Genomic DNA, 12217 nt, shown 5'->3' with positions numbered 1-12217 from the left:
GAAAGGGCGGGGGGATTGGGATTAGATGGAAAGGCTGCGGAATCGAGTGCTTGGTCGGGTGGCCCAGCTTTGCTGGGTCCAGTGCCATCGCATCACATTACGTTGCCAGCAGCCTGGGCCCAGCATAAAGCCGGGCCGGGACAGACAAGAAAACGGACTCAGTCTTGCGGCTGGAAATATTGCAGGATGCTGGAAAAATCCAGCTGGCCGTGGCCGGCTGCTGCATGGCTCTCGTACAGATTGCGCGCCAGCGTGCCCAGTGGCGTGGTGGCATGGCTGTCCAGCGCGGTGGTTTCGGCCAGGCCCAGGTCTTTCAGCATCAGCGCGGTCATGAAACCGCCGCTATAGCCACGGCTGGCCGGGGCGGTGTCCATCACCCCCGGCCAGGGGTTGTACAGCTCCAGCGCCCAGTTGCGGCCAGAGCTTTTGCTCATGATGTCGGATAGCACTTTCGGGTCCAGACCGTTCTTCACGCCCAGCGCCAGTGCCTCGGCGGTGCCTGCCATCAGGATGCCCAGCAGCATGTTGTTGCAGATTTTGGCGGTCTGCCCGGCACCGTTGCCTCCGGCATGGAAGATGTTCTTGCCCATGGCTTCCAGCAGCGGGCGTGCTTCGGCCAGGTCTGCTTCTGCACCACCGACAATAAAGGTGAGCGTACCGGCAGCGGCCCCGGCGGTGCCACCGGAAACCGGCGCGTCCAGCATGCGCAGGCCCGCTGCAGTGGCAGCATCGGCCACCTTGCGTGCATCGCTGGCGGCAATGGTGCTGCAGTCAATCACCAGCGTACCCTTGGGCAGGCTGGCAAACAGCCCTTGCTCGCCCAGATACAGCGCCTGCACATGCTTGCCGGCCGGCAGCATGGAAATCACCACGCTGGCGCCTTGCGCAGCGTCCAGTGCGCTGCTGGCGGCACGGGCACCGGCGGCTTGCAGCCTGGCCAGTGCGTCGGCGGACAAATCAAAAGCGGCGACGCTAAAACCCTTGGCCACCAGATTGAGCGCCATTGGCCCGCCCATATTGCCCAGGCCGATGAAGGCGATGTGTGTCATTGCGTCTCTCCTGTTGTGTATTGCTTAGCGCAGGGCAGCCAGCGGGTGCTGATCTGCCGGCCACGGCGCCACAAAGTGGCTGTCCACCCAGTCCTGCGGGATGTCGGCCAGCTGGCGGTAATGCCATTGCGGCTGCCTGTCCTTGTCCACCAGCAGCGCGCGCACGCCTTCGCGGAAGTCCGGCTTGTGGCAGAAGTTGAGCGACAGGATCAGCTCCATGCGCAGTGCTTCAGCCAGCGACAGGTGGCGGGCGCGCTGGAAGATTTCCCAGGTCACGGTGGCGGATACCGGGCAGCCGTGGCGGAAGTTGTTGGCAGCGCTGGCCAGCCAGTCGTCGTCGAACTGTTGCGTGCCCAGGGCATCGGCCACGCTGGCCAGATCGCCCATGCTCATCAGCTGATGAATGGTCAGCAGATTGGGCTGCACATTGGACGGCGGCAGGCTGCTGCGTGCGGCCTGCTCCAGCTGGCTGAGCAGGGCGGAAACCTGGGCGCTGCGGGTGGCGCTGTCGGTATCCCAGTATTGCTGTTGCAGCTGCTCCAGCAGCTGCGGCCAGGCATCGCTGGCCAGCACGTGGTCAGCCAGATTGCAGATCAGCGCATCGTGGGCGTTGAGTGGTGCGCCGGTCAGGCCGAGGAACAGGCCGACGCGGGCGGGCATGCGTTGCAGAAACCAGCTGCCGGCCACGTCGGGATACAGGCCGATGGTGATTTCCGGCATGGCAATGCGGGTGGCGCTGGTGGCCACGCGGTGGCTGGCCCCGGCCATCAGCCCCAGCCCTCCGCCCATCACGATGCCGTGGCCCCACACGATGAGCGGCTTGGCATAGCAATGAATGTGGTAATCCAGCGCGTATTCTTCGCGGAAGAAGGCCAGCGCCTGCGGCTGCGGATGGCTGTCGTCGCTCAGCAGCGCTTCGCGCAGGGCACGCACATCGCCCCCGGCACAAAAGGCTTTTTCGCCAGCACCGCGCAGCAGCACGGCGGCGATATCGGGGTCGGCTTCCCAGGCGGCCAGCTGCGGCTGCAGCAGGCGTATCATCTGCAGCGTCAGTGCGTTCAGTGATTTTTCGCTGTTGAGGGTGGCAATGCCCAGGCGCTTGCCATCGGCACAGCGGAGTTCTTCAAACAACACGGCGTCGTGCATGGCGGCTCCTGTCAGCGGTTGTGCCATTGCGGGCTGCGCTTGGCCAGAAAGGCTTGCACGCCTTCTTGCTGGTCGGCGGTATCGAACAGCTTGATGAACTGCTCGCGCTCGTGAATCAGGTTATAGCCGGGCGGTTCGATGCGGGCGCGCTGCACCAGCTGTTTGCACACCTTGACCGAGGAGGGCGACTGCCGTGCTACTTTTTCCGCCAGCTTGAGCGCGGCTTCCAGCGCCTGGCCCTGGCCGACTACTTCTTCCACCAGACCGATGCGCTCGGCGGTGTCGGCATCCACCCGCTCGCCACACAGAATCATGCGCTTGGCCCAGCCTTCACCCACCAGCCACGGCAGTTGCTGCGTGCCGCCAGCGCAGGGCAGCAGGCCGACCGCGGCTTCCGGCAGCGCCATTTGCGCCTGGACTTCGGCAATGCGGATGTCGCAGGCCAGCGCGCATTCCAGCCCGCCGCCCATGGCATAGCCGTTGATGGCGGCAATGCTGACGCCACGGAAGGCCGCCAGTGCTTCGAAGGCCTCGCCGAACAGCATGGTCATTTCGGTGGCCACCAGCTTGTTGCCGTCGGCAAACAGGTTGAGATCGGCCCCGGCGGAGAAGAACTTGCTGCCGCTGCCGGTGATCACCAGCGCGTAGATGTTGTCGTCCGCGTTCAGGTCCGCCACCAGTTGCTTGAGCGCGTTCAGGCTGGCGCGGTTCCAGGTGTTGGCTGGCGGGTTGTCGATGGTGACCTGGGCGGTGTGGCCGCGTATTTCCACTTGCAGATGCGCGTAATGTGTCATGGCGTTCCCGATCATTGGTAAGTAGTACCTACAGTCTGTATACGATCTTTGCTGTCCTGAATCCGCGTCGCGGATGCCGGTTTGGTTTGCCGGGGCAGCCCGGCGGCAGGGAGGGGATATTTGCGTGGCCAAATATCCCCTCCACCCCTAAAGGCCACCCCGGCAAGCCTGGCCTGCGGCTGCCCGCCGGATCCTGTCAGTCCCGAGGCGCGGCTGAACTCGCCCTGCGCTAGCGTCGCAGGGCTCAAACATGCAGCCGCTTAATACCTCGGGCCTGCCATCCGGCGGCAGGCTTGATGGGGCCGTGGCTGCGTCGACAACATCAATCCTGTATTGCAACATGCACCACACAAACAGGGTGCATGGAGGTTCTCAACGGAGGTTTTCCAGCGCGCCGTCCTTCAGCAACTGCCGGGCGATTATCATGCGCATCACCTCGTTGGTGCCTTCCAGAATCTGGTGCACGCGGGCATCACGGACATGGCGTTCCAGCGGGAAGTCCTTCAGGTAGCCATAGCCGCCAAACAGCTGCAAGGCATTATTGGCGACATTGAATGACAGATCGGTGGCAAAGCGCTTGGCCATGGCACAGTAGGCACTGGCGTCGGTGCTGCCGCTGTCCAGCTTGAATGCCGCCAGCCGTACCATCTGCCGTGCGGCCACCAGCTCGGTCAGCATGTCGGCCAGGCGGAACTGTACGGTCTGGAAGTCGGCCAGCGGCTGGCCGAACTGTTGCCGTTCCTGCACATAGCGTTGGGCGGCATTCAGCGCGGCCTGGGCGGTGCCCACGGCGCAGGTAGCGATATTGATGCGGCCACCATCCAGCCCCTTCATGGCATAGGCAAAGCCCATGCCTTCTTCGCCCAGCAGGTTGCCTGCCGGAATTTCCACATTGTCGAAGGTGATGGCGCGGGTGGGCTGGCTGTTCCAGCCCATTTTCTTTTCCTTCTTGCCGTACTGCACGCCGGGTGCATTGGCGGGCACCACAAAGGCCGACACGCCTTTGGGGCCGGGGCCGCCGGTGCGGGCCATCACCACCAGCACATCGGTGCTGCCCGCGCCGGAGATGAACATCTTGCTGCCGTTCAGCACATAGACTTCGCCCTTTTTCTCGGCGCGGGTCTTGAGCGAGGCGGCATCGGAGCCGGCACCCGGCTCGGTCAGGCAATAGCTGCCCAGCACTTCGCCGCTCACCATGCGCGGCACCCATTCCCCGGCCAGCGTGGTGCTGCCGAAGCTGGCAATCATCCAGCTCACCATATTGTGGATGGTGAGATAGGCGGCAGTGGAGGTGCAGCCAGCGGCCAGTTCTTCAAACACGATAGCCGAATCCAGCCGCGACAGGCCCAGCCCGCCGTGGCTTTCCGGGGTGTACAGGCCGAGAAAGCCCATGTCGCCGGCTTCACGGATGGTATCCAGCGGAAAGGTTTCTTCCAAGTCCCATGCGGCGGCAAACGGCGCCAGGCGGCTGCTGGCAAAGTCGCGTGCGCTGTCCTGGAAGGCCAGTTGCTGTTCGTTGAGTGCAAAGTCCATGTCGGTTTCTCCTCTTGCAGCAGCCGGGCCGGTGGGGGAGGGCGGCCTGCTGCTGTCTTGTTTTATCTGACGTGAAGCGGTCTGCGTTTATCAGTTCATTTCTGCGCAGGTCAGCGCAGTGAAATGGTGGTGTGCACCTTGCCGCTGCTGGCCTCGTCGTCGAACCAGCGGCTGGTGACGGTTTTGGTCTGGGTATAGAACAGGATGACCTGCTTGCCGTAGGGGCCGAGGTCGCCCAGCTTGGAGCCGCGCGAGCCGGTAAAGCTGAACAGCGGCACCGGCACCGGAATGGGTACATTGATGCCGACCTGACCGACGTCGATGTCCTCCTGAAAGCGCCGTGCGGCAGCGCCGCTCTGGGTGAAGATGGCGGTGCCGTTGCCATTGGGGTTGGCATTGATGGTGGCAATGGCCTCATCCAGCGTGTCCACGCCCAGCAGGCACAGCACCGGGCCGAAGATTTCCTGCTGATAGATGGCCATGTCAGTGGCCACGCCCGAGAAAATGGTGGGGCCGACAAAGTTTCCCTCCGGGTAGCCATCCACTTGCACTTCCCGGCCATCCAGCTCCAGCACGGCGCCTGCGGCCACGCCCTGATTGATCAGGCTAGTCACCCGTTCGCGTGCAGCGCAGGAAATCAGCGGGCCCAGGTCCGGGTTGTCCTTGCCTGCGCCCACGCGCAGGGTTTTGGCCTTGGCTACCAGGTCTGGAATCCAGCTGCGTGCTTCACCCACCAGCACCGCCACACTCAAGGCCATGCAGCGCTGGCCGGCTGCGCCAAAGGCCGCGCCGGTCAGCTGGTTCAGCGCCTGTTCCTTGTTGGCATCCGGCAGCACGATGGCGTGGTTCTTGGCACCCATCATGCATTGCACGCGCTTGCCGGCCAGGCTGGCGCGGTTGTACACATGAGTGCCGACGCGGCTGGAGCCGACAAAAGAGATGGCCTTGATGTCCGGGTGGTCGCAAATGGCATTCACCACCGCTTCGCCACCATGCACCACATTCAGCACCCCAGCCGGGATGCCAGCCTGCAAGGCCAGTTCCACCAGCCGCATGGTCACCATCGGGTCCTGCTCGGACGGTTTCAGCACAAAGGTATTGCCGGTGGCAATGGCCATCGGGAACATCCACAGCGGAATCATCGCCGGGAAGTTGAAGGGGGTGATGCCGGCACAGACGCCCAGCGGCTGTTGTACGGTGTAGGTATCCACCCCGCCAGCCACGTTTTCGGCGTATTCGCCCAGTTGCAGATTGCCAATGCTGGCGGCGTGTTCCACCACTTCCAGCCCACGGAAGATATCGCCCTCGGCATCGGCCAGGGTTTTGCCCTGTTCTGCCGTCAGCAGCGCGGCCAGTTCCTTCATGTGCTCGCGAATCAGCTGCTGGTACTTGAGGAAAATCCGGGCGCGGCTGCCGATGGGGGTTTTCTTCCAGCTGGCAAATGCCGTTTTGGCACTGGCGACAGCGGCTTGCACTTCTTCTGCCGTGGCCATCGGTACCCGTGCCAGCACTTCTTGTGTGGCCGGGTTGATGATGTCGCGCCACTCCTGGCTGCGCGATTCGACAAATTCACCGTTGATCAACAGCTTGACGCTGGGAACAGCCTGTTTCATCTGCAACTCTCCTGTGCTTGGCGGCTTGTGTGCCGTCTTGGTATGTCAGTCGTAGTGATAAAAACCCTTGCCACTCTTGCGCCCCAGCTGTCCGGCCGCCACCAGTTGCACCAGCAGCGGGCAGGCGCGGTATTTGCTGTCACGGAATTCGGTATAAAGGATGTCCATGATGGACAGGCAGGTATCCAGGCCAATCAGGTCGGCCAGTGCCAAAGGGCCGATGGGGTGGTTCATGCCCAGCTTCATCACGGTGTCGATGTCTTCCGCCGTGGCCAGGTTTTCGAACAGGGCAAAGGCCGCTTCGTTGATCATCGGCATCAGGATGCGGTTGGAGACAAAACCCGGGCCGTCCTTCACCGTCACCGGAGTCTTGCCCAGCGCCACCGCCAGTTCGAATACCTTCTGGTAAGTGTGATCGCTGGTCTGGATGGCACGGATGATTTCCACCAGCTGCATCAAGGGCACCGGGTTCATGAAGTGCATGCCCACCACGCGTTCCGGCTGCGGCACCCAGGCGGCAATGCAGGTGAGCGAAATGGACGAGGTATTGGATGCCAGAATGGCGTCTGCCCGCACCACGCTGCCCAGTTCGCGGAAGATGGACTCCTTGATCGCCGGGTTTTCGGTGGCGGCTTCGACCACCAGATCGCGGTCGGCCAGCTCGGCCAGCCGGGTGGTGGGGTGGATGCGCGCCAGAATGCTGGCGATGTCGGCTTCGGCAATGCTGCCTTTCTTCGCCATGCGTGCCAGGCTGTTGCCAATGGCGGCCAGGCCCTTGTGCAGGGCAGGCTCATTGACGTCGGCCAGTTTCACGTCAAAGCCATGCATGGCAAAAACCTGGGCAATGCCGTTGCCCATGGTGCCGGCACCGACGACGGCGATGTTGAGGATGCTCATCTGCGTTTCTCCTGCGTTGTTTTTATCACAATAACTTGACGTTTACGTCAACGTCAATCAACAATCAGCCATCAGGGAAGAGAAAGCAGGGCAGCGGCGCAATCCGCCCTTGTCACAGACTGGATGCAGGGCCAAAACAACAACAGGGAAGCGGCAGATGGCCGAACACACTTTTAGCATCAGCGAGCTGGCACGCGAATTTGATGTCACCACGCGCACCATCCGCTTTTACGAAGACCAGGGCTTGCTGGAGCCGCAGCGGGCAGGGCAGCGCCGCATCTACAGCCGGCGCGACCGGGTAAGGCTGATGCTGATTTTGCGTGGCAAGCGCATCGGCCTGTCCTTGCTGGAAATCCGCGAGCTGTTTGATTTGTACGACGCCGCCAGCAACGACGAACCGCAGCTGCGCGAATTCATCCGCATTCTCAGCCGCAAGGAACAGCAATTACAGGAACAGCTGGACGATATCCGCGTGGTGCTGGGCGAGATCGGCCAGATCCGCAGCCAGTGCGAAAAAGCACTGGGCAAACAGGCAGTTTGAAGACAGAAGACATTAGCCGGGCAAGCAAGCCATTCAGGAAGGAAAACGCAAATGCAACAGCAAGAATCGATTGTCATTGTGGGCATGGCCCGTACCGCCATGGGCGGCTTTCAGGGCATGTTTGCCGGACAGACCGCCAGCCAGCTGGGTGCCGCCGCCATTCGCGCGGCAGTGGAGCGGGCCGGTGTGGCTGCCGAGGATGTCGACGAGGTGATCATGGGCTGCGTGCTGCCCGCCGGCCAGGGACAGGCCCCGGCACGCCAGGCCGCGCTGGGCGCCGGCCTGCCATTGGCCGCAGGCTGTACCACCATCAACAAGATGTGCGGCTCCGGCATGAAGGCCGCCATGCTGGCGCACGACCTGCTGCTGGCTGGCTCGGCCAGCGTGATGGTGGCCGGTGGCATGGAAAGCATGAGCAATTCGCCTTATCTGATTCCCAAGGCGCGTGGCGGCCTGCGGCTGGGGCATGGCGAAATCAAGGACCACATGTTTCTGGACGGACTGGAAGATGCCTACGACAAGGGCAAGCTGATGGGGGTGTTTGCCGAAAACTGTGCCGCCGAGTACGGCTTCAGCCGCGAGGCGCAAGACGCCTTTGCCATCGCCTCGCTTACCCGTGCGCAGGAGGCGATTGCCGCCGGCCGTTTCCGCGAGGAAATCACCCCGGTCGTGGTGACGGGCAAAACCGGTGAGCAGGCGCTGGATATCGACGAGCAGCCGCTCAAGGCCCGCCTCGACAAGATTGCCAGCCTCAAGCCGGCTTTCCGCAAGGACGGCACGGTGACCGCCGCCAATTCCAGCTCCATTTCCGACGGAGCCGCGGCGCTGGTGTTGATGACCGCCAGCGAAGCGGCGCGGCGCGGTCTCAAGCCGCTGGCACGGCTGCTGGCCCACGCCACCCACGCCCAGGAACCGGGGCTGTTCACCACCGCGCCGGTGGGGGCCATGCGCAAGCTGCTGGCCAAGACCGGCTGGACGGTGGGCGATGTCGACCTGTTTGAAATCAACGAAGCCTTTGCCGTGGTCACCATGGCAGCCATGCAGGACCTGGGCCTGCCGCATGACAAGGTGAACGTGCATGGTGGTGCCTGTGCGCTGGGCCATCCCATCGGCGCATCCGGTGCGCGGGTGATGGTGACGCTGCTGGCAGCCCTGCGCCAGCACGGTGGCAAACGCGGTGTGGCCAGCCTGTGCATTGGTGGTGGCGAGGCTACGGCGGTGGCGCTGGAACTGCTGTAAGACTGGATGCTGGACTGTCAGCCCGGACCTGATGACCGGGCTGACTACTGTCATGGATTGCTGCGGTGTGCTGGCCATGTCAGGCCAGGCAGAGTCAGTTTGCTGCAGGGGATGATTGCGATCTCAGCGTGTCCAGTCTTTGCATGAACAAAGTCTGGTCCAGCGGGGAAATCAGGATGCTCTTGGCCTGACCATCCTGGGAATAACGAATCAGCAGCCGGTCTAGCGATAGCGCAGGTGCCGAGGCCATGTCCCGGCTTGGCGTGACGCTTTTGATGGCAGAGACCGGGATGTTCCAGCGGAACAAGCCACTGCGTACCATCAGGCTTTGCTTATCCAGCGTGTACTGGGTATTGCTAAGCGGATACCACAGCAACAGCAGCAGTGGTATGCCGCTCAGCAGGATGCCCAGAATTTTTCCTGTCTCAGCCAGCGGAGCACGAGTCGCAGCCACCACTACCATGGCTGTGGCCATTACGGCTACCGCCACCAGCCACAGGTCGATTTTGGATGTCATGACCAAGGTTTGCATGGCATGCCTTTGCGCATTTCAGGACTGATGCTCTTCCTGTTCATCGTATGGGGACTCGGACTCCTCGGCATGCTCCGGGTAATTCTCCGGGCGCAGCCAGTGCTGGAACAAGGTAAAGCCCACCGCCAGCAGGGTGGGGCCGATGAACAGGCCCAGCAGACCCCAGGCCAGCAGGCCGCCGATCACCCCCATGAAAATGATGGACAGCGGCATCTGTGCGCCCTGGCTGATCAGCAGCGGCTTGAGCACATTGTCGATGGTGTTGACCAGCAGGAAACCCCATACCAGCAGGAAGATGCCCAGCCCGGTCTGGCCGGTGTAGAACACCCACAGTGCAGCCGGCAGCCAGATCAGCAGGGTAGGCAGCTGCGCCACCGCCACGATAAAGCACAGAAAGCCCAGTACCAGCGCGCCGGGCACGCCGGCGATCAGCAGGCCGATCACGCATAGCACGGTCTGCGCCAGGGCGGTGCCCACCACGCCGGTGGTGACGCTGCGGATGGTGCGGGCGATGACTTCCGGCAGCTCGTCCGCCGTGGCGCCCCCCAGCTTGCTGATGGCCAGTTCGGCACCGTCCCACAGCTTGTCGCCATTGATCAGCAACAGGCCGGCGATGACGATGGCCAGCACGATTTCCAGCATGCTGAGGCTGGCCGAGGCGCCGCCCTCCAGCGCCCACAGCGCCGCCTTGTTGATGGCCGGGCGGATTTTGTCGATGAAACCGGGCAGGTCGGCCTGCACGCTCAGCCAGAACTTGTGCAGGCTGTCGCCCACCAGCGGCAGGGTGCTCACCCAGTTGGGCGCATCCGGCAGATGAAAGCTGGTGAGGTCACGCGACATATTGGTGAGCTGCGGTATGGTATCGGCCAGCGTCAGCGCCATCAGCCCGATGGGAATGGCCAGCGTCAGTGACAGCCCGCCGACAATCAGGATGGCCGCCAGCTTGGCGCGGCCATTCAGGCGCAGCCGCAGGCGGGTGAACAGCGGCCAGGCGGAGATGGCAATGATGGCCGCCCAGGTCAGCGCTCCCAGAAAGGGCTGGATCACCTTGATGCAGGACAGGATGAGCAGGCCCAGCACGGCGATGCGCAATACCGCCATCACACTGATGCTGGGGAAGGGTTTGGGCGTCATGAGGAAATCCGGAGTCTGAGTAAAAAAAGCAGGCACAAGGCCTGCCCGTTGGTGTGACACGTTAATGGATCAACCCGCGGACTTCAAGCCAGCGCAAGCCGGAAAACCGTGTTCCCGCCCTGCACGGCCAGTTCATCGCACCTTGACCATGATGCGCAGCACGCCCCACTGCCTGCCCTGCACCATGATGGGCGCCGAATAGTTCTTCATCAGGTCAAAGCGGCCACCGCCCATATTGCGGCGGTAGGTTTGTACCAGGAAGGGCTTGTTGGTCTTCATCTGGTTGAGCGAGGTGCGGTCCAGCTGACGTGTTCTGGCACGGGAGTTGGCCGCATTCCATACCGGGTCAGCGGTGGGTGGTTTGGCAAATTCGCGGTTGATGATCGGGTAGTAATTGTTCATGTCGCCCGGTGTGCAGGCGATGATGTCGGGCGAGGAGTCGACTATCCGGTCACACAAAGGGCCCAGATGGCGGGCGCAGAATTCGGTGTGGCGCGTCAGGTAATGCGGCGGCGTGATATCCGGTACTTGCTGGTACTGGGTGTCGAACAGATCGTTGATGGCAATCTCGCCGCGTTTTACCGCGTCTTCGAACAGTGTGGACACCTGTTTGGCCGCCGCCACGATTTTCTCGATAAACGGCGTATCCACCGTTTTGATACCGGCTTCGGAGGTGAGCGACACCAGATCCTCGCTCATGTTCAGCAGCGAGGCGGTATGGCCCTTGATGACTTCGATATCCTTCAGCGATTCCCGGGTGGTTTCCGCCACAAGCCGGATTTCGTCTTCAATATGACGGCAGTGTTCGCGGTTGCCTACCGCCTCTTCCACAATCCCCGCCACCGATTGCTTGACCTGGGCCAGGTCCTGGCTGATCTGATCAATGCGCGTCACGGCAGAGCCAATCTCGCCGGTGCCGGAGCGTGCTGCCTGAGCCACTTGCGAGGCGGCGCGGCTGTTGGCGATCAGCGCATCCACCTGGCTGCTGAGCGCACTGAGCGTGGCCTGAATCATTTGCACGGCACCCTCGGTCTGGGCGGAAAGGTTCTTCACGTTGTCGGCCACCACGGCAAAACCGCGGCCGGCTTCTCCGGCACGGGCGGCTTCGATGGAGGCATTCAGCGCCAGCAGATTGGTCTGTTTCGCAACATCGTTGACCGTTTTGGAAACCTGGGAGACATGCTCCAGCGAGGTGAGGATTTCCGGCAGCTTGGCTTCGATCTGGCCCACACCGTCCACCAGCTCAAGAATGGCATCCAGTGCCACTTTGACCGTGGCACGGGTTTCTTCCATGCAGTTGGCGGCTTCGCTGGCATTTTTATGGGTGGATTCGGCGGCATCGCCGATACGGATGTTGGCACCGGACAGGGAATGTACTGCCTCGACCATCGAGGCCATTTTCTCCGTACGGCTGGTGGCCCGCGCATGCACCGTGTCCACCCGGCCATCTATTTCCACCGATTCAATGCCCAGCCGGCCAACGCGCTCGGCCAGCGCGGTGACGGTACGGCGCAAGGTATCTTCCGACACGGCATCTTGTGGCCCGGTCGCTGCGACCGGATCAGTCTTAGCCCAAAACATGAGACCCATCACTCCCCCCAACATTCATCTGCGGTTTCATTAACGGCACACACCCTGCGGGCATGGCCTGTCAGTACGGCCCGATATCGGTACTGCACCAAGCAATCCACATGCCATGCAGGGCAGGGTCCGCCCGCACACGGCTCAGGCCCTGCCCA

At 62.6% G+C, this 12217-nt stretch carries 11 protein-coding genes; 2 read left to right on the top strand and 9 right to left on the bottom strand.

Annotation, left to right across the window (positions count from 1 at the left end; genetic code table 11):
• Window positions 1–158: 158 nt before the first annotated feature.
• The 6 genes from mmsB to JHD64_RS05920 all read right to left on the bottom strand — a co-directional run bounded on the left by mmsB (window position 159) and on the right by JHD64_RS05920 (window position 7032).
• Window positions 159–1049, bottom strand: coding sequence for a 3-hydroxyisobutyrate dehydrogenase (mmsB, locus tag JHD64_RS05945; RefSeq protein ID WP_199052584.1), 891 nt, complete (start codon window positions 1047–1049; stop codon window positions 159–161).
• 24 nt (window positions 1050–1073) lie between these two features.
• Complete coding sequence (locus JHD64_RS05940; protein WP_199052583.1) at window positions 1074–2195, bottom strand: enoyl-CoA hydratase/isomerase family protein; 1122 nt, start codon at window positions 2193–2195, stop codon at window positions 1074–1076.
• Between the two features lie 11 nt (window positions 2196–2206).
• Window positions 2207–2989: an enoyl-CoA hydratase gene (locus JHD64_RS05935; protein WP_199052582.1), complete on the bottom strand. Its 783-nt coding sequence runs from the start codon at window positions 2987–2989 to the stop codon at window positions 2207–2209.
• 372 nt (window positions 2990–3361) lie between these two features.
• A complete protein-coding gene (locus tag JHD64_RS05930) occupies window positions 3362–4522 on the bottom strand; it encodes an acyl-CoA dehydrogenase family protein (RefSeq protein WP_199052581.1) in 1161 nt (386 codons plus the stop codon).
• Window positions 4523–4632: 110 nt separating this feature from the next.
• The gene (locus JHD64_RS05925) at window positions 4633–6135 is read right to left on the bottom strand and encodes a CoA-acylating methylmalonate-semialdehyde dehydrogenase (protein WP_199052580.1); all 1503 of its coding nucleotides are present in this window, start codon (window positions 6133–6135) and stop codon (window positions 4633–4635) included.
• Between the two features lie 45 nt (window positions 6136–6180).
• Complete coding sequence (locus JHD64_RS05920) at window positions 6181–7032, bottom strand: 3-hydroxybutyryl-CoA dehydrogenase (protein WP_199052579.1); 852 nt, start codon at window positions 7030–7032, stop codon at window positions 6181–6183.
• A gap of 157 nt (window positions 7033–7189) precedes the next feature.
• On the opposite strand from JHD64_RS05920, the gene JHD64_RS05915 reads away from it, so the two are divergent.
• Together JHD64_RS05915 and JHD64_RS05910 are read left to right on the top strand one after the other, a co-directional pair.
• The gene (locus tag JHD64_RS05915; RefSeq protein WP_059287227.1) at window positions 7190–7573 is read left to right on the top strand and encodes a MerR family DNA-binding transcriptional regulator; all 384 of its coding nucleotides are present in this window, start codon (window positions 7190–7192) and stop codon (window positions 7571–7573) included.
• Between the two features lie 51 nt (window positions 7574–7624).
• Window positions 7625–8812, top strand: a complete 1188-nt coding sequence (locus JHD64_RS05910) for an acetyl-CoA C-acyltransferase (protein WP_199052578.1) — start codon at window positions 7625–7627, stop codon at window positions 8810–8812.
• A 94-nt stretch (window positions 8813–8906) separates the two neighbouring features.
• Here the strand turns inward: JHD64_RS05910 and JHD64_RS05905 are convergent, their stop codons facing one another.
• The 3 genes from JHD64_RS05905 to JHD64_RS05895 form a co-directional block, all read right to left on the bottom strand.
• A complete protein-coding gene (locus JHD64_RS05905; RefSeq protein ID WP_199052577.1) occupies window positions 8907–9329 on the bottom strand; it encodes a PH domain-containing protein in 423 nt (140 codons plus the stop codon).
• A 33-nt stretch (window positions 9330–9362) separates the two neighbouring features.
• Window positions 9363–10478 carry an AI-2E family transporter gene (locus JHD64_RS05900; RefSeq protein ID WP_199052576.1) on the bottom strand — a complete coding sequence of 372 codons (1116 nt, stop codon included), beginning with the start codon at window positions 10476–10478 and terminating at the stop codon, window positions 9363–9365.
• 132 nt (window positions 10479–10610) lie between these two features.
• Window positions 10611–12008 carry a methyl-accepting chemotaxis protein gene (locus tag JHD64_RS05895; protein ID WP_158527712.1) on the bottom strand — a complete coding sequence of 466 codons (1398 nt, stop codon included), beginning with the start codon at window positions 12006–12008 and terminating at the stop codon, window positions 10611–10613.
• Window positions 12009–12217: the final 209 nt, after the last annotated feature.

Source organism: Aquitalea sp. ASV15 (assembly GCF_016429115.1).
GTDB lineage: Bacteria > Pseudomonadota > Gammaproteobacteria > Burkholderiales > Chromobacteriaceae > Aquitalea > Aquitalea magnusonii.
The sequence above is the reverse complement of the archived record's forward strand: the minus strand, read 5'-3'. Positions and strand labels throughout refer to the sequence as shown.

Coding starts and splice junctions, on each gene's coding strand:
- mmsB (WP_199052584.1), bottom strand. CDS start 1,049: ATGACACACATCGCCTTCATCGGCCTGGGCAATATGGGCGGGCCAATG.
- JHD64_RS05940 (WP_199052583.1), bottom strand. CDS start 2,195: ATGCACGACGCCGTGTTGTTTGAAGAACTCCGCTGTGCCGATGGCAAG.
- JHD64_RS05935 (WP_199052582.1), bottom strand. CDS start 2,989: ATGACACATTACGCGCATCTGCAAGTGGAAATACGCGGCCACACCGCC.
- JHD64_RS05930 (WP_199052581.1), bottom strand. CDS start 4,522: ATGGACTTTGCACTCAACGAACAGCAACTGGCCTTCCAGGACAGCGCA.
- JHD64_RS05925 (WP_199052580.1), bottom strand. CDS start 6,135: ATGAAACAGGCTGTTCCCAGCGTCAAGCTGTTGATCAACGGTGAATTT.
- JHD64_RS05920 (WP_199052579.1), bottom strand. CDS start 7,032: ATGAGCATCCTCAACATCGCCGTCGTCGGTGCCGGCACCATGGGCAAC.
- JHD64_RS05915 (WP_059287227.1), top strand. CDS start 7,190: ATGGCCGAACACACTTTTAGCATCAGCGAGCTGGCACGCGAATTTGAT.
- JHD64_RS05910 (WP_199052578.1), top strand. CDS start 7,625: ATGCAACAGCAAGAATCGATTGTCATTGTGGGCATGGCCCGTACCGCC.
- JHD64_RS05905 (WP_199052577.1), bottom strand. CDS start 9,329: ATGACATCCAAAATCGACCTGTGGCTGGTGGCGGTAGCCGTAATGGCC.
- JHD64_RS05900 (WP_199052576.1), bottom strand. CDS start 10,478: ATGACGCCCAAACCCTTCCCCAGCATCAGTGTGATGGCGGTATTGCGC.